Here is a 24765-nt window from a genome sequence, read left to right on the forward strand (position 1 = left end):
AATATTTATTAGCTCGGACGTTTACGATTGTTGCGTGAATTGTTCTGTCGGCTTTGGCTATTATTGTTACGACGTGTTCCATTAGTACGTGAACGACGACGTGGTTTTGGTGTAGGTAAATCTTGTAATAATGCTTCACTGTTGTATTTGCTGACAGGGATTTGATGCTGAATATACTCCTCAATAGCAGGTAGATTTAAAGAATACTCTTCACAAGCCAGACTAATTGAATGACCACTCTCACCGGCGCGGCCGGTACGACCAATACGATGAACATACTCTTCACAATCATCAGGTAGATCATAATTAAATACATGAGTGACAGATGGGATATGTAAACCTCTGGCGGCAACATCTGTTGCAACTAAGATATCTGAATGGCCTTGAGTAAACTGTTCAAGAATACGTAGCCGTTTTTTTTGTGCTACATCGCCAGTTAATAAGCCAACGCGGTGACCATCAGCAGCAAGATGAGCCCAGATATCTTCACAGCGATGTTTGGTATTAGCAAAAATAATACATCTTTCGGGCCACTCTTCCTCGATTAACGTTTGTAACAGACGCATTTTTTCTTCGTTAGAAGGATAGAAAAGTTCTTCTTTAATGCGATGACCTGTTTTTTGTTGAGGTTCTACCTCAATATATTCGGGTTGATTCATTTGTTCAAATGCCAGTTCTTGAACACGATAAGAAAGTGTTGCGGAAAAGAGTAAATTCAAGCGTTGAGTGGCGGGCGGCATTCGACGAAATAGCCAGCGAATATCTTTAATAAAACCAGAATCATACATACGGTCAGCTTCATCAAGTACAACCACTTGAATGAGACCTAAATGAATGTGGCCTTGTTTGGTATAATCGATTAAACGCCCGGTCGTACCTATAAGAATATCTACACCCGACTGGAGCACATGCAGTTGTTCGTCGTAGCCATCACCACCATAAGCTAAACCCATTTTTAAGCCCGTTATAGCGGCTAATTCTTTTGCATCAGTATATATCTGAACCGCTAATTCTCGTGTAGGAGCCATAATTAGCCCTCTGGGTTGGTTAACTTGTCGTTCTGAATTTGTTGGATGTGTTAGTAAATAATGAAATATTGAGGTAAGAAAAGCCAATGTCTTACCCGTTCCTGTTTGTGCCTGCCCTGCAACATCAAGGCCTTCGACAGTAAAAGGCAATGTTGACGCTTGTATCGGCGTACAGTTATGAAAGCTATTTTTATTAAGGGCTTCAATAACTTTAGGGTGTAAGGCGAAGTCTATAAACTTCTTGTCTGTCAAATGTGTTTTACTCATAGTGTGTTAGAATATCAGTTAACGGTTGCTTTATGAAAGAAGATTGTTTGAAATAAAGCAAACATGGTTAAATTAATGTTAGACTGAAACAGCATGAAAATTTTATCCTTGGAGTATCGCAATGAGCGACAAAGTTATTCATCTATCTGATGGAGATTTTAATACAAAAGCCCTAGGGGCAGCAAAGCCAGTATTAGTTGATTTTTGGGCAGAATGGTGTGGCCCTTGTAAAATGATTGCTCCCATTTTAGACGAAATTGCTGATGAATATGCAGCTAAATTGATTATTGGAAAATTGAATGTTGACGATAATCCTGAAACAGCGACTAAATATGGTATTCGTAGCATTCCTACTTTAGCATTTTTTAAAGACGGTGAGCTGATTAATAAGCAAGTTGGTCTTTTGTCTAAAACTCAATTAAAAGAATTTTTAGACAAAAACATCTAATTTCCCGTAAAATATTAACAACAGACGTTTAGTAGGCTAATATTTTTCTCAATTTGCTATTAGACGTCTGCTTTTTATGCAATTCATAGCTAGACGTCTGCTTTGAAGCATGGTAATTTAGCGTCACTACTTAATATGATACGCGTTTTTATCTTAATGTGTACATATTGAATATGTTATTGTATAGACATATTTGTTATCTCTGGATAATCTATATCCTACAATGGTTTGAATTCCATTGACTCTCATAGAAATAATTCTTTTAGACAGACATGTTCCATTTGTTATTTGCTTGGTGCTGTTGTGTAGGGTCTAAGAAGTAAAAAGCGAGATTTTCTCATCAACTTTGAGATCAATTCTTATAGTCTTATTCTGTCTTTGTTGTATAAAGAGTGTTATCTAAGGTAGTAAATTAACAAATTACTGCGACTACATGAATTTATATCCTAACGAAATTGATATATTCATCAAGAATCGTTAAGGTTTTTGTATTTTTATTTAAATAGGCACTTAGATATTGCTATATTATTTATTGTTCATAGTTCAAAAAATATACCCCGAGTTTAAGAACCCACCATTATGAATCTTACCGAATTAAAAAATACGCCGGTATCTGAATTGATTACTCTTGGCGAAAGTATGGGGCTAGAGAACCTAGCCCGCATGAGAAAACAGGATATTATTTTCTCGATTTTGAAGCAGCACGCGAAAAGTGGAGAGGATATTTTTGGTGATGGCGTGCTAGAAATTTTGCAGGATGGATTTGGATTCCTTCGTTCTGCTGACAGCTCTTATCTAGCAGGTCCTGATGATATTTATGTTTCTCCTAGTCAGATTCGTCGCTTTAATCTACGAACAGGAGATACCATATCAGGAAAAATTCGTCCTCCTAAGGAAGGCGAACGCTATTTTGCGCTACTAAAAGTTAATGAAGTCAATTTTGATAAACCTGAAAACGCCCGTAGTAAAATCCTGTTTGAAAACCTGACACCGCTGCATGCTAATAACCGTCTACGTATGGAGCGTGGCAATGGTTCAACAGAAGATTTGACTGCTCGTGTTCTGGATTTGGCCGCACCGATTGGGCGTGGGCAGCGTGGTTTAATTGTTGCTCCACCAAAAGCAGGTAAAACCATGTTATTGCAGAATATTGCAGCTAATATTGCCAATAACTATCCAGACTGTGTTTTGATGGTGTTGCTAATTGATGAGCGACCAGAAGAAGTGACCGAAATGCAACGCCTGGTTAAAGGTGAAGTCATTGCATCAACCTTTGATGAACCTGCATCTCGTCATGTTCAGGTTGCTGAAATGGTAATAGAAAAAGCTAAGCGCTTAGTTGAACACAAAAAAGATGTCATCATTCTTTTAGATTCGATTACGCGTCTTGCTCGTGCTTACAACACAGTGGTTCCTTCCTCTGGAAAAGTATTGACTGGTGGGGTGGATGCAAATGCTTTGCACCGGCCGAAACGTTTTTTTGGTGCTGCACGTAATGTAGAAGAAGGTGGAAGCCTAACGATAATTGCTACAGCATTAGTTGATACCGGTTCCAAAATGGATGAAGTAATCTACGAGGAATTTAAAGGCACCGGCAATATGGAACTACATTTGTCGCGGAAAATAGCGGAAAAACGTGTTTTCCCAGCGATTGATTATAATCGTTCTGGTACTCGTAAGGAAGAATTATTGACTTTACCGGATGAGTTACAGAAGATGTGGATATTGCGTAAAATTATTCATCCTATGGGTGAAATTGATGCAATGGAATTTTTAATTAATAAACTGGCAATGACGAAAACGAACGATGAATTTTTCGATTTTATGAAGCGTTCTTAAATTGCTGTTTGTTTAATGAGTTATTGAAAAGCGCCACTTTTATGTGGCGTTTTATTTTGTTCGTTTTTGTTATCCAATAGCATCTGTTTTGGTATATATTTTGCTTACTAATAAGCAGTGCAAGATGATAGAAATGTTTCGTTATTGTTACATATACGCTAACTTAAAGTACACTTATAGTCTATACATGGAAATGGGTGCAGTGGATGATTTCTAAAAAAATTATAAGAGAGTAAATATTGTGCACACATTAAATTTACTAATCGACGTTTTTTGGGTTTTCTTGTTTTCTCTGATTTTCATATTTATTGCGAGAAAAGTGGCAAAAAGATTTGGTCTAGTAGATGAACCTAATCATCGAAAAAAACACCAAGGAGAAATTCCTTTGGTTGGTGGTATTGCGGTTTTTTTTGGTATCGGTTTGGCATTCATGATTACGCCCGAATATATTCCTCATAAATGGTTGTATTTGATTTGTGCTGGGGTTTTGGTATTTGTTGGAGTATTGGATGATCGCTTTGATATTAGTGTTAAAATTCGAGCAACTATTCAAGCTATTGTTGCGTTGGTCATGATTTATTTTGCTGGTCTAACATTAGATAACTTAGGTTATGTTTTTGGGCCATGGCATGTAACGTTGGGGCCTTTAAGCTATTTAATGACATTATTTGCTGTTTGGGGGGCAGTCAATGCTTTTAACATGGTTGATGGTATTGATGGTCTGCTTGGTGGGCTTTCTTGTGTCTCTTTTGCTGCATTAGGCATTTTGCTTTATCAAAATGGCAATATGGCATTAGCTTTTTGGTGTTTTGCTGTTATTGCTGCCATTCTCCCTTATATATTCCTGAATTTAGGTTTATTAGGAAAGCGTTATAAAGTGTTTATGGGGGATGCGGGTAGTACATTAATTGGTTTTACTATTCTTTGGTTGCTGTTGATGTCGACACAAGGTGAGCAACCTTCGATTAAACCAGTGACTGCCCTCTGGATTATTGCTATTCCTCTGATGGATATGATTGCCATTATGTATCGGCGTCTGCGTAAAGGAATGAGTCCTTTTTCACCAGATAGACAACATATTCATCATTTAATTATGCGTTCAGGTTTTACCTCAAGTCAGGCTTTTATCTTGATTACAGTGTCGGCAGCTATTTTAGCAGCGGTAGGTATGATCGGTGAACGTTCAAATTTTATTCCTGAATGGGTGATGTTGGCATTATTTTTGCTCATATTTGCTATCTATGGCTACTGTATTAAACGTGCTTGGAAAGTGGCGCGTTTTGTGAAACGTGTTAAACGTCGGATGCAACGTATAGCAAAATAAATAAACAAATGTTTAAAGGAGTTTCATACCAGTGACAAAATCAGAAACACAACCCAAACCTAATTCTCACTCACAGTCTCTTGAATATGAGTTAGATATTAGAAGTTTATTTTGTGCGCTATGGCAGGGGAAAATATGGATTATCTCTTTAGCATTTATTTTTGCAGCTGTTGCATTAATCGTTTCTTACATGATGCAACAAAAATGGAGTGCTAATGCTGTCACTGATTTACCTACAGTTAATAATTTAGGTGCATATTATTCCCAGCAGCAATTTTTGCGAAATTTGGATTCGCATATTAATGAAACACAGGATAATCAGTTGCCAACAATTTCGAATCAGGTTTATCAAGAATTTACTACTCAAGTAGGTTCTTATGATACCCGGCGAGAGTTTTGGTTAAATAGTGATTACTATAAAACCCGCATGGAAGGAAATGCTAAGGCTGATGCTGGATTACTTGATGAATTAATTGATGATATTCAATCTACCCCCCAAGATGATAATAAGATACTTCATGATAATGTAAAATTAGTTGCTGAAACGACTACTGATGCAAACCGATTACTACGTGAATATATTTCTTTTGCCAACAAACGAGCTAGTTTTAATCTTAATGAACAGATTAAAGGCGCGTGGGCAGCAAAAGCACAGTCTTTAAAAGCATTAATTAAACGCCAGGAAATGGTCGCAAAGGCAAATTATGAACGGCGTTTAAATAACCTACAGCAATCGTTCAAAGTTGCGCAAAAGCAAGGTATTTCACGTAACAAAGTTGATGTCCCCATCGATCAGCTGCCTGATTCAGAAATGTTTCTATTAGGTACTTCATTATTACAAGCACAAATTGAGACATTACAGGCAACAGGGCCTAATTATGATGAAAGCTATGATCAAAATATAGCGATGTTAACGACATTAAATGTAGAACCCGCTCTCGAGAATAATTTTCAAACTTATCGCTATTTAAGAACACCAGAAGATCCCGTTAAACGTGATAGCCCTCGTCGAGCATTAATGATGGTCATTTGGGGAATGATTGGTGCCTTAAGTGGAATAGGTATGGTGTTGTTAAGGCGTAATACCTAATTATTTGCTAAACATATAGCAATAGAGGACTTCAACAAACTATTAATATGTTGAAGGTAAAATCATTATTGATGATACATCTCATTAGTAGATGAGGTTAAAATAAAAAGAGAGTCACTGTGAAAGTGTTGACTGTGTTTGGTACTCGTCCTGAAGCCATAAAAATGGCTCCACTACTGGTACATGTTTTGGCAAACGATAAGGCTTTTGAGTCGAAAGTTTGCGTAACTGCTCAACATAGAGAAATGTTGGATCAGGTATTGCGTCCTTTTGAGATAACACCTGATTATGATTTAGATATTATGACACCGGGGCAAGATTTAACTGATATTACCTGTCGTATTCTTGAACGAATGAAACCCGTATTGTTATCTTTTAAACCCGATGTGGTATTGGTTCATGGTGATACTGCTACCACGATGGCAACCAGCCTGGCTGCTTTTTATCAGCGTATTCTGGTTGGTCATGTTGAAGCAGGATTGCGTACTGGTAACTTATATTCTCCCTGGCCGGAAGAAGCCAATCGTAAAATTGCCAGCCATCTGGCAACGTATCACTTTGCGCCTACCGAGTATTCACGAAAAAATTTACAGCATGAATCGATCCCTGCTAATCGTATTTTTGTTACTGCTAACACTGTAATTGATGCGTTGTTTTGGGTGCGTGATAAAGTTATCAATGATGCCACAATACGAGCAAGCCTTGCCGCGCAATACCCTTTTCTTGACCAAAATAAAAAGATGCTACTGGTTACAGGGCATAGGCGGGAAAGTTTTGGTAGCGGATTTGAACGTATTTGTCATGCATTAGCTGAAATTGCCAAAAATCATGCTGATGTTCAAGTTGTCTACCCGGTTCATCTTAATCCTAATGTCAGCGAACCAGTACAACGCATTTTGCAGGGTATTAATAATATAAACCTGATTGATCCACAGGATTATTTACCTTTTATTTATTTAATGAATAACGCTTATTTGATCCTGACAGATTCAGGGGGTATTCAAGGAGAAGGGCCAGCTTTAGGTAAGCCAGTATTAGTGATGCGTGATACTACTGCGACCTGAAGCGGTTGAAGCTGGTACGCTACGTTTAGTGGGTATGCAAACAGAAAATATTGTTCAAGCGGTAACACAATTACTTACGGATGACCATGCTTATCAGAAAATGAGCCGGGCGCATAATCCTTATGGTGATGGTAAAGCATGCCAGCGAATTCTTGAAGCGTTGAAGACAAATCAGGTGATATTATGAGTTTTGAAACTATTTCTGTTATTGGTTTAGGTTATATCGGTTTACCGACTGCTGCCGTTTTCGCTGCTCGGCAGAAAAAAGTAATTGGGGTTGATGTTAATCAACATGCGGTCGATACGATTAATCAAGGTAAAATTCATATTGTTGAACCCGATTTAGATAAAACGGTAAAAACAGCCGTAGAAGCTGGCTATTTAAAAGCGTTTACTACACCGCAAAGGGCAGATGCGTTTTTAATTGCGGTTCCTACACCGTTTAAAGATGATCATCAGCCTGATCTCTCTTATGTCATGGCAGCGGCAGAATCAATAGCGCCATTATTGAAAAAAGGCGATTTGATTATTCTAGAGTCTACCTCGCCAACTGGAGCGACTGAGCAAATGGCACAGCGGCTAGCAGCTATGCGATCTGATCTGACATTTCCACAGCAACAGGGTGAAAACTCAGATATTGATATTGCTTATTGCCCCGAGCGGGTTTTACCGGGCAAAGTGATGGTGGAGCTTATCAAAAATGATCGGGTAATTGGTGGTATGACGATGAAAGCATCCCAGCGAGCCAGTGAGTTATATCGTATTTTCCTTACCGGTGAATGTGTGATCACCAATGCCAAAACGGCAGAAATGTGTAAATTGACAGAAAATAGTTTTCGCGATGTAAATATTGCTTTTGCCAATGAACTCTCTTTTATTTGTGCAGAACAAGGGATTAATGTTTGGGAATTGATTAATTTGGCCAATCGTCACCCGCGGGTCAATATTTTACAGCCGGGTCCAGGTGTTGGAGGCCATTGTATTGCAGTCGATCCTTGGTTCATTGTTGCTCAGAATCCAAAGCAATCTCGTTTGATCCAGACAGCTCGTTTGGTTAATGACAGCAAGCCAATTTGTGTGGTCGATCAGGTCAAGACAGTATTAGCCGATTGTTTAACCGAAACAGGCAAACGGGCAAATGAAATTAAAATTGCCTGTTTCGGTTTAGCCTTTAAACCGGATATTGATGATTTACGAGAAAGCCCCGCTATGCAAATCACTAAAATGATTGCAGATTGGCATACTGGTACCACTTATGTAGTAGAACCTAATATTAATGAATTGCCAAATGCACTGAAAGGTCCTGTCAATTGGTCTCTACTGAAGTTGCCGTTGCTAATGCAGATATTATTTTGTTACTGGTTGACCATAAACAATTTAAGTTGATTAAGGGTGAACAAATCCGACAAAAATGGGTAGTTGATACCAAAGGAGTTTGGCGTTGAAACGTATTTTAATTACTGGTGGGGCTGGATTTATTGGTTCGGCAGTTGTTCGTTATATCATTGAGCATACTAACGATAGTGTGTTAGTGGTTGATAATTTGACTTATGCTGGTAATCTGGAATCGTTAGCGTCAGTGAGAGAAAGTCCTCGCTATGCTTTTGCCCAAATAAATATTTGTGATCGGCCGGCAATTGATGAAATTTTTCAGCGATATCAACCTGATGCCATTATGCATTTAGCGGCAGAAAGTCATGTTGATCGCTCGATCGATGGGCCAGCTGCCTTTATCGAAACCAATATTGTCGGTACTTATCTTTTATTGGAGGCGGCTCGTAATTATTGGAATCATTTGAACCCGCAGAAAAAACAGTCATTTCGTTTCCATCATATTTCTACCGATGAAGTTTATGGCGATCTGCATACCACTGAGGGGCTATTTACCGAAACAACCCCCTATGCACCGAGTAGCCCTTACTCAGCTTCGAAGGCTTCCAGTGACCATTTAGTTAGAGCCTGGCAGCGTACTTATGGCTTACCGACCTTGGTGACCAATTGCTCAAATAATTATGGCCCTTATCACTTTCCTGAAAAATTAATTCCTTTGATGATCTTGAACGCCATAGCTGGTAAATCATTGCCTGTTTATGGTCAAGGTGAACAGATACGTGATTGGCTGTATGTTGAAGATCATGCCCGTGCATTACACTTAGTCATCAGTCAAGCCGATGCGGGTAAAACTTATAATATTGGTGGCCATAATGAACGCAAAAATATTGATGTAGTAAAGACAATTTGCTGCTTGCTGGAAGAGTTACGTCCGGTTAAGCCTGAAGGCGTGGCTCACTATTGTGATTTAATTACCTATGTCTCGGATCGTCCAGGACATGATGTCCGTTATGCCATTGATGCTATCAAGATAGAACAAGAGTTAGGATGGAAGCCACAAGAGACCTTTGAATCGGGTATTCGTAAAACCGTTGAATGGTATTTGAACAATGAAACCTGGTGGCGCCATGTGCAAGACGGTTCATATGCAGGTGAATGTCTAGGCATCGCGACAAAATAGGAAACGAGGAGAGGTGATGAAAGGCATTGTTTTGGCTGGTGGATCTGGAACCCGTTTGTACCCTATTACACGAGGAGTTTCTAAACAACTGTTACCTATTTATGATAAGCCAATGATTTACTATCCGCTTTCGGTACTGATGTTGGCAGGTATCCGAGAAATATTGATTATTTCCACGCCTGAAGATTTACCTAATTATCAACGGTTACTTGGCGATGGTGATGCTTTCGGTGTTCATTTCAGTTATGCCGTACAACCTTCGCCGGACGGATTAGCGCAGGCGTTTTTGATCGGTGAAAGTTTTATAGGTGATGATGCTTGCTGTTTGATATTAGGCGACAATATTTATTTTGGGCAGGCTTTTAGCGATAAATTGAAATCTGTGGTGGCTCGTCAGTCGGGAGCAACAATTTTTGCGTATCAGGTGATGGATCCTGAACGTTTTGGCGTAGTTGAATTTGATGAAAAGTTCAAAGTGTTGTCTATTGAAGAAAAACCTCAGCAACCTAAATCTAACTGGGCGGTTACTGGCCTCTATTTTTATGATAATCAAGTAATTGACTTTGCTAAACAAATTAAACCTTCGCTACGTGGAGAACTTGAGATCACCTGTCTGAATCAAATGTATCTTGAGCGTGGAGAGCTAAATGTTGAGCTGTTAGGCCGCGGATTTGCCTGGTTAGATACCGGCACCCATGACAGTTTGATTGAAGCGAGTATGTTTGTGCAAACCGTTGAAAAAAGGCAGGGATTTAAAATTGCTTGTCTGGAAGAAATAGCATGGCGTAACGGTTGGTCGACGGATGAACAGGTTCGAAAATCAGCGGAAAAACTGGCGAAAACCGGTTATGGTCAATATTTACAGGATTTGCTGCATGTCCATCCACGCTAATATTGAAATACTCAGTTGGGAAAGTGATTTCTTTAAGCGTAAAACGGCCAAGTTACATTTTGCACCCGATGCGCCAATTGTCTCATTAGATCAACTAGCTGACTACGATATTGTGCAAGCTAAAATTGCTACCGCTGATACTAAACTGATTGATGCAATATTGGCGATGGGTTTTTGGCTGGTAGAAAGTGAAATCGATTTTTGTCTAAATATTGCCAGTAGGGCAAAAAATCACAGCTTAGATCTAGCTGTGGCGATGGAACAGGATATTGAAATATTGAAAAGTATTGCGGCTAAGGCTTTTTCATATAGTCGTTTTCGCCCGCCCTGGTATCGATTAACAGATAATGCCCGTTTTTATTCTGTTTGGCTTGAAAAAGCAGTTAAGGCTACTTTTGATGATCTTTGTTTATTAGTTAACGATAAGCAAGGAAATATTCAAGGCTTTGTCACCATAAGGAAACTGTCAACTGAAAAAGAGGCGCGTATTGGTTTATTAGCCACCGCTCCAGCCCATCAGGGCAAAGGGGTTGGTAAACAATTACTAGCAGCCGCCTGTCAATGGTGTGAGCAGCAAGGGGTAGAGCGATTAAAGATAGCGACTCAAATCAGCAATATTTTCGCTATGCGTCTCTATTTACAAATGGGTGCACAAATTGAAAGCACAGCTTATTGGTTATATCGAGGACGACATGATCCCATTTAATAAACCACCGGTTATTGGTACTGAATTAAGTTACATGCAAGAAGCCATGCAGAGTGGCAAATTATGTGGTGATGGGCACTTTACTCAGCGTTGTGAAGAGTGGATGGAAAAGCATTTCCACTGCCCGAAAGTACTGTTGACACCTTCTTGTACCGCCTCTTTGGAAATGGCAGCTATTTTGCTTGATATTAAACCTGGCGATGAAGTCATTATGCCAAGTTTTACCTTTGTTTCTACTGCTAATGCTTTTGTGCTAAGGGGCGCAACGATTGTCTTTATCGATATATGTCCTGATACCATGAATATGGGTGAGACTAAAATTGAAGCGGCGATCACGGCCAAAACTCGCGCTATTGTCCCTGTTCACTATGCTGGTGTGGCTTGTGAGATGGATACCATTATGGGATTGGCAGAAAAACACCATTTTTATGTTGTTGAAGACGCGGCTCAAGGTGTTATGTCCACTTATAAGGGGAAAGCGCTTGGAACGATAGGGCATATTGGTTGTTATAGTTTTCATGAAACAAAAAATTACTCTTCCGGTGGTGAGGGGGGAGCGATACTGATTAATGAACCGTCACTTATCGAGCGAGCAGAAATTGTGCGGGAAAAAGGCACGGATCGCAGCCAATTTTTCCGTGGCCAAGTTGATAAATATACTTGGCGAGACATTGGTTCTAGTTACTTAATGTCAGATCTACAAGCGGCTTATTTATGGGCGCAATTGGAGCAAGCGCAAAAAATTAATCAGCGTAGGCTAGCGTTATGGAAAAACTATTATCAAGCGCTTAAACCTTTATCTGAAGTTGGTAAATTAGATTTGGCGGTTATACCGGCAAATCTAGAACATAATGCCCATATGTTCTATATCAAATTAAAAGATATTGAGCAAAGAACCGCGTTTAATAAGCATATGCAAGCAGCAAATATTTTGTCAGTATTTCATTATGTTGCTTTACACTCTAGTCCAGCAGGTCATAAATTTGGCCGTTTTCATGGTGATGATTGTTATACGACGAAGGAAAGTGATCGTTTAGTTCGTTTACCGATGTTTTATAATCTTACCGATGAAGAGCAGCAACAAGTGATCAATCAAATCCAATGTTTTTTTGCTTAATATGTCATTAGCTAAAGCGTCTGTTTGGACAGCTATTTCAACCTTAATAAAAATTGGGGTAGGGTTAGTTGTTATCAAATTATTGGCAGTCTCTTTTGGTCCGAGCGGTGTTGGTCAGGCGGGAAATTTCCGTCAACTAATTACTGTACTTGGTGTTTTATCTGGTGCAGGGATCTTCAATGGCGTGACTAAATATGTCGCTGAATATCATCAGACACCAACAAAATTAGGCACTGTATTAGGTACCTCATCATTAATTATTTTGGGTTTTTCAACCCTATTAGCGCTTATTTTTTTATTATTTAGCTCATTTATCAGTCTGGCGCTATTTGGTCATACCCATTATCAAATGGTTATTTGTGCCTTAGGATTGATACAAATGGGCATCGCTTATGCGAATTACTTTTTGGCGATACTAAAAGGTTACCGTGATGCGAAAGGTAATGCGCTATCGATTATCGTTGGTAGCTTAGCAGGCGTGATTGCTTACTATTTTTGTTTTAGATTAAGTGGTTATCAAGGAGCGCTAATAGGATTGGCTTTAGTTCCTGCACTAATTGTTGTACCAGCCGTGATCATGATTTTGCGTCATAAACAGCTGAATTGGTCATATTTTAAACCAAGGTGGAATAGTACCATTGGTCATCACTTAGCTAAATTCACCTTAATGGCGTTAATAACCTCAGTCACGTTGCCGGTTGCTTATATTATGATGAGAAATTTATTGGCTGAGCGTTATAGTTGGGATGAAGTGGGTATTTGGCAGGCAGTGAGTAGTATTTCATATGCTTATTTACAGTTTATTACCGCATCTTTTACCGTTTATTTATTGCCAACTTTAGCTAAATTGCAGCATAGAGATGAGATTAGTGCAGAAATTTTTAAAGCTTTGAAGTTTGTTTTACCGGCGGTTGCGTTAGCCAGTTTTACCGTATGGCTATTACGAGATCTGGCAATTTGGCTGCTTTTTTCCGATAAGTTTATTGCAATGCGCGATCTCTTTGCTTGGCAGTTGATTGGTGATGTATTGAAAGTAGGCGCTTATGTATTTGGTTATTTAGTTATTGCTAAGGCCGCATTACGGTTTTACATTTTAACGGAGGTGACTCAATTTGCGCTGTTAACAGGGTTTGCTTATTGGTTAATACCCGCTTATGGCGCGTTAGGTGCTGCCCAGGCTTATATGGCAACTTATATTGTTTATTTTATGCTTTGTAGTGGCATATTCTATCTTTACCGCAGGCGCACATGAAAACCTTAATCCATGTATTAGGCTCTGACATCCCACATCATAACCAGACAGTGTTAGCATTTTTTAATGATGTTTTATTTTCGTCAATACCATCACCAGAAAAAAGACAGTTTATGGTTGTTAGCCGTGACCTCACTCTAGCATCACGCTATCCACGACTACACATTAACCAATTTGATAATAAAAAAGCGATTGCTAAAGTTATCGCTATGCAAGCAAAAGCAGATAGAAATTGCCAATTTTTTTTTCATGGTCAATGTAATGTATCAATTTGGTTGGCATTATTATTTGGCAAGATCCGTCGACAACAATTTTTATGGCATATTTGGGGAGCTGATCTCTATGAAGACTCAGCTGCATTGAAATTTAAATTATTTTATTATTTTCGGCGTTTGGCATTTAAACGGGTAGGGCATGTTTTTGCTACCCGAGGGGATTTAAATTATTTTTCTCAGTTAAATCCAACTATACCAACATCACTACTCTATTTTCCAACCAAAATGGATCCAGCCTTAACCGTCTATGAAAAATCGATTAATCAAACGGATAAAGTGACAATTTTGGTTGGTAACTCAGGTGATAAATCCAATCGACATATTGAAGCGTTGCAGGCTATCAAAAAGCAGTTTGCTTCACAGCTGGTCGAAATTTTTGTTCCTATGGGATATCCCGCTAATAATCAAGTATATATTGCCGAAGTTGCCCAAGCGGCCGAAAATTATTTTCCTAATGGAGAAGTGACAATTATTAAGGAAAAAATGGCTTTTTGTGATTATCTCACTTTACTGCGTTGTTGTGATTTAGGTTACTTTATTTTCAAACGACAGCAAGGTATAGGCACATTGTGTTTATTAATTCAGTTTGGCATTCCTTTTATTATTAGCCGGCAAAATTACTTTTGGCAGGATCTTATTGAGCAGTCTGTACCTTTTTTATTTTATGATGATCAATTAGATGAACGGCAACTGGATACCCTGCGACAGAAAATGATGTTAACGGATAGAAGCCAAATAGCTTTTTTCAACCCTAATTTTATTAAAGGATGGCAAGCTGCATTAACATCGATAGGAGAGCAGTAATGACTATGATGGAATTTGGTGGCCTATCGATTGTCTATTTTATCTCTCTGATATTAATTTTGGCACTAACATATCGTGAATTTCGACGAGTACGCTTCAATTTTAATATCTTTTTCTCTCTACTTTATTTATTAACGTTCTACTTTGGTTTTCCATTAACGGGATTACTTGTTTTTCAATTTGATGTTAATGTGGTATCAACCAATGCATTATTGAATGCGCTGCTATCATCCATCAGTTTTTATATTGTTTATTATATCGCTTACAAAACCCGCTTGCGAACGGGTGTCCAACAATCTGAACAGTCGTTATTCACTATGAATGGGGTAGAAACGCGGCTAACTTGTCTCTTGTTGATGCTCATTGCTATAGTGACAGTAGCAATATTTTTCTTACAAAATGGCTTTTTACTGTTTCGTTTACAGTCTTATAGTCAGATTTTTTCTAGTGAAGTTTCAAGTGTAGCATTAAAACGTTTTTTTTATTTTTTCATTCCGGCAATGTTAATTGTCTATTTTTTAAAGCCGACCCAGTATCGCTGGTTATTTTTTCTCTTTAGCACAGTTGCTTTTGGGGTACTCACTTATCTAGTTGTCGGTGGAACACGGGCTAATATTATTATTGCCTTTGCGCTTTTCCTATTTATCGGTATCGTCCGTGGCTGGATTAATTTATGGATGCTAATTATCGCTGGTGTTATTAGCATTATTGGTATGTTTTGGTTAGCGTTAAAGCGTTATGGATTAGATGTTAGTGGTGCGGAAGCTTTTTATACTTTTCTCTATTTAACGCGTGATACCTTTTCGCCATGGGAAAATTTGGCTCTGTTACTTGATAACTATGATAAAATCGAATTCCAGGGATTAGCTCCTATTGTACGTGATTTTTATGTTTTTATTCCCACTTGGCTATGGCCTGAACGACCTGATATGGTATTGAATTCAGCCAATTATTTTACCTGGCAAGTGCTTGATAATCACTCTGGTTTAGCTATATCGCCCACATTAATTGGTTCTTTAGTGGTTATGGGTGGGGTTATTTTTATTCCTATCGGTGCAATTGGCGTTGGCTTGATTATTAAATGGTTTGATTGGCTTTATGAAAAAAGTAAGATTGAAGTTAATCATTATAAAGCCGTTATTCTGCAAGTTTTCTGTTTTGGCGCTATTTTTAATATTATTGTCCTGGTTCGTGAAGGGGTAGACTCTTTCGTATCGCGGGTGGTGTTTTTTGGCTTGGTATTTGTGCTTTGTTTGTTTGTTGCCAAACTGGTTTATTGGTTATTTGCCAAAGCCGGTTTAATTCGCATATATACCACGAATGATTGTAAAAAATAAGCTAAATAATAGCTTACTGGAGTAATGTATGAAGCAACAAGTGATCCCGAAATATGATATTCGAGGTCATCTTATTTGGGGTTTTCATGATATAACCCATTTCCTCAATTATCTAATTTCAGATCAAGAAGTTAAGCATGGAACATTGGTGGCTATCAATGCGGAAAAAGTCTTAACTGCAGAGCAAGACCGTGATTTAAATGCGTTGCTAGCTAAAGTAGAATATCTCTATGCTGATGGAATCAGTATTGTCAGAGCGATTCGTCGTAAATACCCACAAGCAAAGGTTTCACGTATTGCGGGTGCTGATTTGTGGGAAGCATTGATGGCAATTGCAGGTCAAAAAGCTGTACCCGTGTTTCTGCTTGGTGGAAAAGCGGAAATTCTTAAACAGACTGAAAATAAGCTTCGTACTCAGTGGCAAGTGAATATTGTTGGTAGCCAGGACGGTTATTTTAAGTGGGAACAACGTGAAATATTATTTGAGCGCATCAAGGCTAGTGGAGCAAAAATTGTTACGGTAGCAATGGGTTCACCAAGGCAAGAAATTTTTATCCGGGATTGCTGGCAAGTATATCCAGATGCACTTTATATGGGAATAGGTGGTACTTACGATGTTTTTACCGGACATGTAAAACGAGCACCTAAATTATGGCAACAATTAGGATTGGAATGGTTATATAGATTGCTTTCTCAACCGAGTCGTATCAAACGACAGGTAAAATTATTACGCTTTCTGGGTTACTATTATAGTGGCAAACTGTAGTTTTTTATTTGTGTATTATTTCTATCGTAAAGGTTCGTTTTAACAGTAGTAAATTTCAATTCCATCTGCTATGTCTTCTTTTAAATAGGGTTTTTGGCTGACAACTGTTTTTTCATTGTTGAGCAATTAACACTATTTTAATTACATTTATAAATTTTTATTTGATTATTATTAAAAACATGTTTTCATTACGGCACTATTATCTGCCATTATGACCATGAAGATCATATGGTATTAAGTGATTATTGAAAGGGCAGGAAATTGCTATGGGGAAACCGGAACAAGGTCTCAGTCGTGGCCTTGAAGCGAGGCATATTGAACTTATTGCATTAGGTGGAACAATTGGTGTTGGTTTATTTATGGGTTCTGGCAGTACGTTAAAGTGGGCAGGACCTTCTGTATTACTGGCTTATATTGTTGCTGGATTATTTGTTTTTTTTATTATGCGTTCAATGGGAGAAATGCTGTTTCTTGAACCTGTTACTGGCGCCTTTGCCTCGTTTGGTTATAAATATTTGAGCCCTTATTGGGGATGTTTAACGGCATGGGGGTATTGGTTCATGTGGGTCGCTGTTGGTATATCAGAGATCACAGCGATTGGTGTCTACGCGGAATTCTGGTTTCCTGAGGTTCCACAATGGATTTTTGCGTTGATTGCAGTTGTACTTGTTGCATTAGCTAATCTGGCCGCAGTACGTTTGTACGGTGAATTGGAATTCTGGTTTGCTATGATTAAGGTTACCATGATTATTGTGATGATCTTGATTGGATTAGGGGTGATTTTTGTTGGTATTGGCAATAACTTTGAACCGATTGGTTTAGCCAATTTGACTGAGCATGGTGGGTTTTTTGCGGGTGGCTGGCAAGGCTTTTTATTTGCGCTTTGTATTGTAGTTGCCTCTTATCAAGGCGCTGAATTAGTTGGTATTACTGCGGGAGAAGCAAAAAATCCGCAGGTCACATTAAAGAAAGCTATTAATAATATTTTATGGCGAATTTTGATTTTTTATGTCGGTGCTATTTTTATTGTTGTAACGTTGTTTCCTTGGACAGATATTGGTCAAAATGGTAGTCCATTTGTGCTAATGTTTGCCAAAGTAGGCATTGTATCGGCAGCTGAGGTAATTAATTTTGTGGTACTTACAGCGGCATTATCAGCCTGTAATAGTGGCATGTATAGTGGCGGACGTATGATTTATGCTTTAACACAGAATGGTCAACTGCCAAAATCTTTATTGAAAGTGACCGCAAATGGTGTGCCTGCACGATGTATTATGCTAACAATTTTGTGCCTTATTGTTGGCTCAGGTCTTAACTATATTATCCCTGATCCACAAGCGGTTTTTGTATATGTTTATAGTGCAAGTGTATTACCTGGAATGATACCTTGGTTTGTTATTTTATTGAGTCAATTGCGTTTTCGGCAAGTGCATCAACAGCAATTAGCCCAACATACTTTCAAATCAGTATTATTTCCTTACGTGAATTATTTGACCCTGCTTTTTTTGGCATGTGTACTTGTTGGCATGGCAATTAATCCAGATACGCGTTTATCATTAATTGTTGGCGGCGTGTTTTTATTGATTGTTTCTGTGATCTATTTTTTGAATCGTCTTTTCCGTCATAAAACAATGAAAAAATGATTAGCAATAACCTGTTTTACTGATTGAAAAATGATGGTAAGGTTAATTTTATGATTGAAATGGATAAAGCATAAGCAAATAATCTTTTTATTTAAAAAATCACTGGACAGCATGCTATTAAATCCGTACCATCCTCACCCGCAACGGCGTTAAGCGCCCGTAGCTCAGCTGGATAGAGCGCTGCCCTCCGGAGGCAGAGGTCTCAGGTTCGAATCCTGTCGGGCGCGCCATTTGATGCGTGCTCTGCTACGGTGTAGTAGATTAATGTTGTATACAATTAATTGAATTTTTAAAGATTTTATGGTGGCTATAGCTCAGTTGGTAGAGCCCCGGATTGTGATTCCGGTTGTCGTGGGTTCGAATCCCATTAGTCACCCCATATTTGTTTTATGCAGTTTGTGAGGGTGGCGGAATTGGTAGACGCGCTAGCTTCAGGTGTCAGTATCCTTACGGATGAGGGGGTTCAAGTCCCCCCTTTCCACCATAATATAAAGAAGTTTTAAAAATTACATAAAAAACATCGTTAAATAGAGATTTTTTTCGGTGAGTAGCGCAGACTGGTAGCGCAACTGGTTTGGGACCAGTGGGTCGGAGGTTCGAATCCTCTCTCGCCGACCAAATTTTAAAGAAACCCTGCAATTTATTGCAGGGTTTCTTCTTTTGTGTGCCCAGTATGGGCGCATTCTTGCGAGTGAAAGTTTTGTCATAAGCGTATCATAGCAAATTAAGTGAAGCGCAATTGCATGCCAGCGACCAAATATGAGAGTAAGCGAGCAGCGTAAGTCATGAGCTCATGCATGGAAGGCGCAGCCAAGCAAGCGGAATGGATTAAAAACTATAAGGCTTTCATTATTAAGGAAAAATAGCGTAAATGCGGTGATTGTGTGATGAAGAATAATGTGTTTTTACTTGGTGGAGATCTCACCTAACGCCTCAAAGGGTGGCGGTAAAAGCCGGAGTGAGAAGCCAGCAGAGGCCGTAATAAGCGGCTAATGAAGAGCTATGCTAATTATACCATTATATTTAGTTAAACAAATAAGTGTGAATAAGTTAGTTTATACTCGTTATCTGTCAACATCGATTCCCCCATTTTTATAGCGAAAAAATAGCATAATTGTATTTAAAATGTTGTTTTTTTTATCTATTTTAAAAGTTTGTCGTGTTTTAACAACAAAGCTAGTAATTAATGTCTCAATATAGAGACATTTTATTTCATGAAAAAGAAAGAAAAAATATAAATATTGCTATAACGTCTCTAATAAGAGACAGTTTGATAATGTGTATCGTGAATTGTGGCAATTAAAGTAAGTAAAATTATTTTGTTAAAAGGCAAACAATAGTTAATTGGTGAATATTTATTCAAAAGTGGGCGCAAAAAGATTATCTTTGAGTAAAAAAGTAATATTTGGCATGAATTATGCCCTAAGATAGAGTGTAGATGCTCATCCTGCTTCTTGTGATAGCTTTCAGCTTCACAAACTATTTGATGACGCAGAGCCAATTTGATGTGCCTATTGTCCACGTTATCGATGCATAATATCCATCACCAACCGGACGCAACGTTGAGTGAGGCACAATCTGTCTGTAGACCTGATTGTATTTTGACACCTATCTTTTGATAGGTGTTTTTTTATTTTGTTAATTATTTAGCAAAGCTAAAATTTTATTCAACAGGTAATGATTAAATAGTATTATTGATGATATTTGATCCAAATGTTTTACGTTAAAAATGTCAAATCAATCGATAAAGGTAAAAAAGCCTCCATAAGTTAGAGGCGAGATCAAAACAATAGAGAAGAGAGTCATCAATTTTCATGCTTTAATGAAAAAAGTAAGCCATGTTGGCGAATTTGTGCTGCTTCTTCCACTTTATGTTGTTTATCTAAAGCATCAGCAAGCCATGCAAAGTCGTGAGCATCAGGACGTTGTGCTAAAGCAGACTTAAAATATTTTTCCGCTTCTTGCCATTCGCCATGCTGTAATGCAAGTTGACCTAATGTACTATTTAGTAAGGGAGTGGCGCCACCTGACTGTTTTATTAGATTGGTCAGGATTTTATTCATTGCTTTGCTGTCGCTAATTTGTAAACGAGGAACTAGCAATAAAAGATGTTCATCATATTGCTGTTTTAAACCTGTAATAATAATTTTTTCTGCTGCTTCGCTATCGTCGCATTCAATAAGGCGAGCTGCAACGATCGATTGTAGTACCGGATCATGACGTATTTTACGTCCTTGAGACTGCCACCAATCTTTTAAATTTTCGCTTCCACCTTCAGCCATATACTGATTAATCAAACCTTTATAGGTGTCTTTACGTAATTTATCGATCTCTTCTGCACTATATAACTTTTCTTTTTGCATAATAGGCAAAAGTTCAATAAGCGCTTGATAAGCTCCTGAACGTTGATAGGCTTGTTCTGCCATTCTTAAGACTTCAGGGTGCCGCGGTGCCTGATCCAGTAATTTATCAACACCGTGGCGTGCTGCATGAATTTTACCTTCAGCAAGTTGTATACGTACGCGTGTAATATCAACAGAAAGTTGATGGTTACCCGCGACTTCTGCTGCGCGATCAAGATATTGATTGGTACGATACTCATCACCGCGTTGTTGAGCGGCTTCTGCTGCCAGCAGATAGTTAACAACCGGTTGTTCTGCATAGTCAGCATGACCTGTCAGTAGTTTTTCCACTTGTGAAAAATCACCTTCCGCTAATTTTAGTAATGCTTTTTGTGTTTGACTGTGCGCTTTATGATATTTACGGCCTTTTAGCCAATTATGGGTAAATGATGAGGTACCGCGAATACGACGATAGCACCAGCCAAGCAAACAGAAAATAAATTGTAAAATAATAAAACAGATGATTAAACCGGTTACACTGGTTTCAATATCGTAGTTGTTGGTTTGGATCAGTACATAACCTTGGTGCCCGGCGACAATGGGACCAATAATGATGCCAGCAATCAGTACAATAAAAAGGATCAGTACTTTTATCATGCAGTTCCCTCCTGGGCGGTTTTATTGCTAGGTTTTACCGTTTCTTCTGTTGGAGCAGGGGGAACTCTTTTTATGTCATGATTTGTTCTCTTTTCGTTGGTTGGTTGCGTTTTTTGTGGTTTCGGTGTTGGAAAAGAAAGGATTTGCCCTTGAATACGCTTTTGCAACGCTTTATTGAGTAGTAATAAACTTTTTAACTCGCTGGAAATATCCATTGTAATCGGTTGTTCAATCAGTTTATCGACTTCGGTAAGGAAGGCTTTTGTTGCCGCGTCGTTGGTATTGAAGTAAATTCGAATCCAGGTTGAAACTTGCTCTAAAGATTGTTTATAAATTTGCTCTTGATGACGAGGTACGGCTTGGGCGGCAATAAGTAGTTGTGCTCGAATATTGGCGCGTAGGTAAATGTCCTGATTTGGTGCAAGTAAAGGCGTTTCATGAGAATCTCTACGACGAATGGCAATAAAATTTTTACTAAAATTTTTCCAACTTTGGCTAAGATTTTGTTTCCAATCATCAATATTATTGGAAAGTTCCGTGCTATCCTCATCCATGGGGTTACCATCTGGAGCACTATCATTTATGCGTAAATTATCGATATCACTGCTCAGTTGATTAAGCTTTAAAATAGTTCCGTCATAATCAATTTGGGTAATGGCTGATAGCCCACTGATATCATTATTAAGCGTTTTTCGGATCTCAATTAAATTAGGATCATTCATTTCTGCTAGACTTGCATCAGCACTTTTTAATAAGGCAATCGCAGTAACGGGATCATAGTCATTCCAAAGTTTTCGGCCAGCCATTTTGGCTAAGAAATCAGCTTGGGCAAGTAACCAGCTTTTTACATCTGTACTTGAAAGTGTTGTGATTTGTGCTTGTAATTCTTCGACGCGTTGTTCAAGTTGTTGCTCATATTCTTTCTTATCTAACTGGCTAATACGCTGGGATTCAACCAATTGGTTAATTTGCTGTTTTTCTGTTTCTTGTTGACGTAGTAATTCATTTATTTGTTGTTGTAATTCACTGCTTTCATTGACTATTTGTTGATGTTTTAGATGAAGATAATAATAGAAGCCACCACCGAGTATGATAATAAGAACGATAGTAATTATACTACCAAACAGACCAGAACGCTTTTGCCTATGGGGGTTACCATTTTTGGCTGTAGATTGCGTTGTTGTTTTTGAGGCATTTGATGGGCTTTCACTTGCCTCATTAGGTTTATTCTGTTCCGTCATAATTAATATCTCAATATAGGTTTACATTAATGCCTGAATTAAAGCATCATTATTAGCACTTTTGGCTACTTTGACTGATTGCCACCCTAATTGGTAAGCAGTACTGGCCAAACGTTCACTGACAATAATCAAGTGGCGAGAAAGCAACCAAGGTTTAACATCATCTGTAATTAAGTTAAATAATAAATGTAACATTTCGCCACTGGTAACAATAATTGTTTTAATATTTGCCTGCCGCCATTGCAACTGGAAAGTTTGTCGATCATATTTTATTGGTTGACGTTGATAACACTCACAATAATCAATATGACTTCCGCGCGATTTTAACGTCGCGGCGAGTAGTTCACGTCCACCGTTACCCCGCAATAACAAAGATTTTTTGCCTAATATTGATTGTAAATCAGGTAATTCAATTAATGTCTCACTAGTTTCACCAGCTTGAGATAGTTGAATAGGCAAATTAGTTAATCGGTGAAAAGTCGATGCTGTTGAATGCCCTATACCATAATAGGATAGCGCATCAGGCCATTTTCGTCCTGCTAAATAAAGTGCTGAATTAGCATGCCATACCGCATTTGGCGATAAGAAAAAAACCTGATCACCATTAGTTAGCCTGGCTAATTTAGTCGGCAGAAGGACTAGTTCATTACCTGGCATAATTTCAATCAGTGGAGCATGAAATGCCATTTTTCCTAATGACCTAATACGTTGAACAAGTTTTTCACCGCTGGGGTTTGGTCTGGTGACCAATATACTCATCGAGAAAATGCTCCTGGCGAAATTTTGTTAAGAATTTGTTTAGCACCGTTATTGAGTAACTCCTCCGCAAGTTCAATACTCGCTTGTTGAGCGTCTTCAGGGGTAAAATATCTTTCTGCACGAATAATTTGACTACCATCGGGTGCACCAACTAGCGCTCTAAGCCAAATTTGTTTATTTTGCCAAATAGCATAACTACCTATTGAGGCCTGGCAGTCACCTTCCAATCGATTGTTGACGGCTCGTTCTGCTTGAATACAGATAGCAGTATCATGATGATGTAATGACGCTAGAAAATGTTGTGTGTGATAGTCATCTAGACGGCATTCAATACCAATTGCGCCTTGCCCAACTGCTGGTAATGACTGCTCTGGTGGCAGTGGCATACGTATGCGTGTTTCTAAACTTAGACGTTTTAAGCCAGCTGCAGCAAGAATAATACCATCGTATTGACCATTATCTAATTTACTCAACCGTGTTCCGACATTACCACGCAGATCTCGCATAACCAAGAGGGGATAAGTATGACGTAGTTGGCATTGGCGGCGTAGGCTTGATGTTCCTATAATACTCCCTGCTGGAAGCGCATCAAGGGAATCGTACTGATTGGATACAAAAGCATCACGAGGATCTCCTCTCTGGCAAATAGCGATTAATCCTAAGTTATTAGGAAAAGTTGCGGGAATATCTTTTATAGAATGAACAGCAATATCAGCTCGGTTTTCTAGTAGTGCATTTTCTAATTCTTTAACAAAAAGTCCTTTGCCACCAATTTTAGCCAAGGAAGTATCAAGTAGGATATCACCTTGAGTACTCATGGGAATAAGTTCAATCGTTAGTGTTGGATGATGCTTTTCTAATTGTGTTTTTATGAAAATCGCTTGCCACATTGCTAATGGACTTTTCCTTGTTGCGATACGCAGTGTTTGTGTTGACATATTTTTATTTTTCTTAGGTAATTAGATTATGAGTGAATTATAAAAGAAAGGTAGACAGTTTTAACATTTTGGTAAGTTTTTTTCCAGTTGTAGCTGAACAATTAATAAATATAACTAATGAATAGTTCAATTTGTAAACAGAAAAAAGTGGTTTACAACAGTTGCAACGTGATTTTTTGTTATTGGATTAAAGCAAATAAATACACATTAAATTAATTTTTTTATATTTATCTGAATATTTATTAATGGAGGTAATTATAAAATTTTGATAAGAAAATTTAACCAATAGTATCCTTTTTTTATACAGATCATCTATTTGAAATTCTTAGAAGCGAAAAAGATTTTTTAGGTAAAAGAATGGAAAGCATTTAGTGTGAAAAATAAACAGTTAATGTAGGTGTAATGTACTTTACCCTTTTGGTACAAAATGTTAAATTGATCACGTTTCTAGCAACCTATTCAAA

At 38.3% G+C, this 24765-nt stretch carries 18 protein-coding genes, 4 tRNA genes and 2 pseudogenes; 19 read left to right on the plus strand and 5 right to left on the minus strand.

The window, feature by feature from the left end; all coding sequences use genetic code 11:
• Window positions 1-8: 8 nt before the first annotated feature.
• A complete protein-coding gene (gene rhlB / locus AC01GB_RS08365; protein ID WP_474451435.1) occupies window positions 9-1295 on the minus strand; it encodes an ATP-dependent RNA helicase RhlB in 1287 nt (428 codons plus the stop codon).
• 121 nt (window positions 1296-1416) lie between these two features.
• Between rhlB and trxA the strand changes: the two genes are divergently transcribed.
• From trxA to AC01GB_RS08460, 19 genes and pseudogenes are all read left to right on the plus strand, one after another.
• Window positions 1417-1743 carry a thioredoxin TrxA gene (gene trxA / locus AC01GB_RS08370; RefSeq protein ID WP_474451437.1) on the plus strand — a complete coding sequence of 109 codons (327 nt, stop codon included), beginning with the start codon at window positions 1417-1419 and terminating at the stop codon, window positions 1741-1743.
• A gap of 579 nt (window positions 1744-2322) precedes the next feature.
• Window positions 2323-3582 (plus strand): transcription termination factor Rho, encoded by a 1260-nt coding sequence (rho, locus tag AC01GB_RS08375; RefSeq protein WP_026822640.1) that lies wholly within the window; start codon window positions 2323-2325, stop codon window positions 3580-3582.
• A gap of 241 nt (window positions 3583-3823) precedes the next feature.
• Window positions 3824-4906, plus strand: coding sequence for a UDP-N-acetylglucosamine--undecaprenyl-phosphate N-acetylglucosaminephosphotransferase (gene wecA / locus AC01GB_RS08380; RefSeq protein WP_474451439.1), 1083 nt, complete (start codon window positions 3824-3826; stop codon window positions 4904-4906).
• A 31-nt stretch (window positions 4907-4937) separates the two neighbouring features.
• A complete protein-coding gene (wzzE, locus tag AC01GB_RS08385) occupies window positions 4938-5996 on the plus strand; it encodes an ECA polysaccharide chain length modulation protein (protein ID WP_474451440.1) in 1059 nt (352 codons plus the stop codon).
• Window positions 5997-6115: 119 nt separating this feature from the next.
• Window positions 6116-7247 (plus strand): annotated as a pseudogene (gene wecB / locus AC01GB_RS08390) (non-hydrolyzing UDP-N-acetylglucosamine 2-epimerase).
• Window positions 7244-8505 (plus strand): annotated as a pseudogene (gene wecC / locus AC01GB_RS08395) (UDP-N-acetyl-D-mannosamine dehydrogenase). Before wecB ends, wecC begins: the two co-directional pseudogenes overlap by 4 nt.
• On the plus strand, window positions 8502-9572 hold the full coding sequence (rfbB, locus tag AC01GB_RS08400; protein ID WP_474451442.1) for a dTDP-glucose 4,6-dehydratase: 1071 nt from the start codon (window positions 8502-8504) through the stop codon (window positions 9570-9572). The pseudogene wecC and the gene rfbB overlap by 4 nt, the downstream one beginning before the upstream one ends.
• A gap of 16 nt (window positions 9573-9588) precedes the next feature.
• Window positions 9589-10464, plus strand: a complete 876-nt coding sequence (gene rfbA, locus AC01GB_RS08405) for a glucose-1-phosphate thymidylyltransferase RfbA (protein ID WP_474451443.1) — start codon at window positions 9589-9591, stop codon at window positions 10462-10464.
• Window positions 10448-11170, plus strand: coding sequence for a dTDP-4-amino-4,6-dideoxy-D-galactose acyltransferase (gene rffC / locus AC01GB_RS08410; protein ID WP_474451444.1), 723 nt, complete (start codon window positions 10448-10450; stop codon window positions 11168-11170). Before rfbA ends, rffC begins: the two co-directional genes overlap by 17 nt.
• On the plus strand, window positions 11157-12287 hold the full coding sequence (rffA, locus tag AC01GB_RS08415) for a dTDP-4-amino-4,6-dideoxygalactose transaminase (protein WP_474452358.1): 1131 nt from the start codon (window positions 11157-11159) through the stop codon (window positions 12285-12287). The genes rffC and rffA overlap by 14 nt, the downstream gene beginning before the upstream one ends.
• Window position 12288: 1 nt before the next feature.
• Entirely contained in the window at window positions 12289-13539 is a 1251-nt protein-coding gene (gene wzxE / locus AC01GB_RS08420) for a lipid III flippase WzxE (RefSeq protein ID WP_474451445.1), read from the plus strand.
• On the plus strand, window positions 13536-14618 hold the full coding sequence (locus AC01GB_RS08425; RefSeq protein WP_474451447.1) for a TDP-N-acetylfucosamine:lipid II N-acetylfucosaminyltransferase: 1083 nt from the start codon (window positions 13536-13538) through the stop codon (window positions 14616-14618). Before wzxE ends, AC01GB_RS08425 begins: the two co-directional genes overlap by 4 nt.
• Complete coding sequence (gene wzyE / locus AC01GB_RS08430) at window positions 14618-15955, plus strand: ECA oligosaccharide polymerase (RefSeq protein ID WP_474451448.1); 1338 nt, start codon at window positions 14618-14620, stop codon at window positions 15953-15955. The genes AC01GB_RS08425 and wzyE overlap by 1 nt, the downstream gene beginning before the upstream one ends.
• 28 nt (window positions 15956-15983) lie before the next feature.
• Window positions 15984-16721, plus strand: a complete 738-nt coding sequence (gene wecG / locus AC01GB_RS08435) for a lipopolysaccharide N-acetylmannosaminouronosyltransferase (protein WP_474451449.1) — start codon at window positions 15984-15986, stop codon at window positions 16719-16721.
• 266 nt (window positions 16722-16987) lie between these two features.
• Window positions 16988-18364 (plus strand): bifunctional threonine/serine APC transporter ThrP, encoded by a 1377-nt coding sequence (thrP, locus tag AC01GB_RS08440; RefSeq protein ID WP_474451451.1) that lies wholly within the window; start codon window positions 16988-16990, stop codon window positions 18362-18364.
• A 153-nt stretch (window positions 18365-18517) separates the two neighbouring features.
• Window positions 18518-18594 (plus strand) — tRNA-Arg (locus AC01GB_RS08445).
• A gap of 73 nt (window positions 18595-18667) precedes the next feature.
• Window positions 18668-18743: transfer RNA gene (locus AC01GB_RS08450), tRNA-His, on the plus strand.
• A gap of 19 nt (window positions 18744-18762) precedes the next feature.
• Window positions 18763-18848, plus strand: a tRNA-Leu gene (locus tag AC01GB_RS08455).
• Window positions 18849-18905: 57 nt separating this feature from the next.
• Window positions 18906-18982, plus strand: a tRNA-Pro gene (locus AC01GB_RS08460).
• A 1187-nt stretch (window positions 18983-20169) separates the two neighbouring features.
• Here the strand turns inward: AC01GB_RS08460 and hemY are convergent.
• The 4 genes from hemY to hemC are packed head-to-tail and all read right to left on the minus strand — an operon-like array spanning window position 20170 to window position 24301.
• Window positions 20170-21363 carry a protoheme IX biogenesis protein HemY gene (gene hemY, locus AC01GB_RS08465; RefSeq protein WP_474451452.1) on the minus strand — a complete coding sequence of 398 codons (1194 nt, stop codon included), beginning with the start codon at window positions 21361-21363 and terminating at the stop codon, window positions 20170-20172.
• Window positions 21360-22604, minus strand: coding sequence for a uroporphyrinogen-III C-methyltransferase (hemX, locus tag AC01GB_RS08470; protein ID WP_474451453.1), 1245 nt, complete (start codon window positions 22602-22604; stop codon window positions 21360-21362). The genes hemY and hemX overlap by 4 nt, the downstream gene beginning before the upstream one ends.
• Window positions 22605-22625: 21 nt before the next feature.
• Window positions 22626-23363 (minus strand): uroporphyrinogen-III synthase, encoded by a 738-nt coding sequence (hemD, locus tag AC01GB_RS08475; protein WP_474451455.1) that lies wholly within the window; start codon window positions 23361-23363, stop codon window positions 22626-22628.
• Entirely contained in the window at window positions 23360-24301 is a 942-nt protein-coding gene (hemC, locus tag AC01GB_RS08480) for a hydroxymethylbilane synthase (protein WP_474451457.1), read from the minus strand. The genes hemD and hemC overlap by 4 nt, the downstream gene beginning before the upstream one ends.
• Between the last annotated feature and the right edge of the window lie 464 nt (window positions 24302-24765).

The sequence above is a fragment of the Candidatus Arsenophonus phytopathogenicus genome, assembly GCF_056113345.1.

Bases quoted from the DNA above. Each gene is read 5' to 3' on its own strand.
- rho (WP_026822640.1), top strand. From the start codon at position 2,323: ATGAATCTTACCGAATTAAAAAATACGCCGGTATCTGAATTGATTACT.
- rffC (WP_474451444.1), top strand. From the start codon at position 10,448: ATGTCCATCCACGCTAATATTGAAATACTCAGTTGGGAAAGTGATTTC.
- trxA (WP_474451437.1), top strand. From the start codon at position 1,417: ATGAGCGACAAAGTTATTCATCTATCTGATGGAGATTTTAATACAAAA.
- AC01GB_RS08425 (WP_474451447.1), top strand. From the start codon at position 13,536: ATGAAAACCTTAATCCATGTATTAGGCTCTGACATCCCACATCATAAC.
- hemX (WP_474451453.1), bottom strand. From the start codon at position 22,604: ATGACGGAACAGAATAAACCTAATGAGGCAAGTGAAAGCCCATCAAAT.
- hemC (WP_474451457.1), bottom strand. From the start codon at position 24,301: ATGTCAACACAAACACTGCGTATCGCAACAAGGAAAAGTCCATTAGCA.
- rffA (WP_474452358.1), top strand. From the start codon at position 11,157: ATGATCCCATTTAATAAACCACCGGTTATTGGTACTGAATTAAGTTAC.
- hemY (WP_474451452.1), bottom strand. From the start codon at position 21,363: ATGATAAAAGTACTGATCCTTTTTATTGTACTGATTGCTGGCATCATT.
- rfbA (WP_474451443.1), top strand. From the start codon at position 9,589: ATGAAAGGCATTGTTTTGGCTGGTGGATCTGGAACCCGTTTGTACCCT.
- hemD (WP_474451455.1), bottom strand. From the start codon at position 23,363: ATGAGTATATTGGTCACCAGACCAAACCCCAGCGGTGAAAAACTTGTT.
- rhlB (WP_474451435.1), bottom strand. From the start codon at position 1,295: ATGAGTAAAACACATTTGACAGACAAGAAGTTTATAGACTTCGCCTTA.
- wzxE (WP_474451445.1), top strand. From the start codon at position 12,289: ATGTCATTAGCTAAAGCGTCTGTTTGGACAGCTATTTCAACCTTAATA.
- wecG (WP_474451449.1), top strand. From the start codon at position 15,984: ATGAAGCAACAAGTGATCCCGAAATATGATATTCGAGGTCATCTTATT.
- thrP (WP_474451451.1), top strand. From the start codon at position 16,988: ATGGGGAAACCGGAACAAGGTCTCAGTCGTGGCCTTGAAGCGAGGCAT.
- wzyE (WP_474451448.1), top strand. From the start codon at position 14,618: ATGACTATGATGGAATTTGGTGGCCTATCGATTGTCTATTTTATCTCT.